Raw genomic sequence first — 678 nt, 5'->3', positions numbered from 1 at the left:
GTGCGGATGGCTTCCAGGGCGAGGGGGGTTGCTTCGGGGGGTGCGGAGGTGGCGGCGGCTTCGGGGGTGCCGTCGCGGTCCTCACCGGGTGCGTCGGCGTGTGCTTCGTCGCGGACGAGCCAGGTGATTTCCGCGTCCGCCGAGGTGGTGGGTTCGACGCGGTCGCCGGTGTGCGGGACCTCCAGCCAGACGCGGGCCTTCGTGCCGGCGGGCAGGGTCTCCAGGATGGCCGAGGCGGCGGGCAGGGCTGTCTCGTCGGCCCAGATGAGGATCAGGTCGGCGTCGGCGGGCGGGCGGAACCGGATCGCCGTGTTGTCGGCGACGGACGGGCCGAGCAGGACCGCCCGGTCGCCGGCCTCGGCGTCCGCGGCCCAGCGGGAGGCCGGGCCCGCGGGAGTCGCGGCGCCGGGTTCCGTGCCGTGCAGCACGAAGTCGATGTCGATCTCGGTGGTGGCGCCGTTCGCGTCCTGGCGCAGGGCGCGCAGGGTGTACGAGCGCATGACCGCGCGGACGTCTTCGGGGGTGTCGATCCAGGCCTGGCGCCAGCCTTCGCCGTACTCCATCGGCATGACGGGGGTCTGTTGGCCCGGGCGGGGGAGGAAGAGCGAGAGGCTCTGGTCCTGGCCGTTGGAGGCGAAGGCGTGGAGGTCCGGGCCGGTGAAGGTGACGCGGACGAGG

The 678-nt window shown here is 74.2% G+C and carries 1 protein-coding gene; it reads right to left on the bottom strand.

Going from position 1 to position 678, the window contains the following annotated elements; all coding sequences use genetic code 11:
• Window positions 1-678 (bottom strand): siderophore-interacting protein (locus tag AOK17_RS11210; protein WP_079052936.1); only part of this gene is annotated, 678 nt, incomplete at both ends.

It is taken from the genome of Streptomyces phaeochromogenes (genome assembly GCF_001418655.1).
Lineage (GTDB): Bacteria > Actinomycetota > Actinomycetes > Streptomycetales > Streptomycetaceae > Streptomyces > Streptomyces phaeochromogenes.
The sequence above is the reverse complement of the archived record's forward strand: the minus strand, read 5'-3'. Positions and strand labels throughout refer to the sequence as shown.